This is a genomic window from Mycobacterium helveticum (genome assembly GCF_007714205.1).
Taxonomy (GTDB): Bacteria; Actinomycetota; Actinomycetes; order Mycobacteriales; family Mycobacteriaceae; genus Mycobacterium; species Mycobacterium helveticum.
Window position 1 is genome coordinate 1 of sequence record NZ_VMQU01000419.1, and the last position, 231, is coordinate 231.

Annotated in this window: 1 pseudogene; it reads left to right on the forward strand. The window is 73.6% G+C overall.

The features are described 5' to 3' along the window. Positions 1 to 231, forward strand: a pseudogene (locus FPZ47_RS29125) (hypothetical protein); the annotation flags it as partial.

Below are 231 nucleotides of genomic sequence, written 5' to 3' on the forward strand. Positions count from 1 at the left end.
GAACTCCACCATCTCCGGCGTCAACGGCGGCAACGGCGGGGCCGGCGGGTCCTCTGGACTTTTCGGGGGTACCGGTGGTGTTGGTGGGGCCGGTGGGAGCGCAACCAACGCGACCGGCGGCACCGGCGGGGCCGGCGGCTACACGGGCTTGGTCGGGAGCACGGATCTGGGCTTCAGCGTTCCGACCGGAGCGACCGGCGGGGCCGGTGGTGACAGCACCAGCGGCACGGG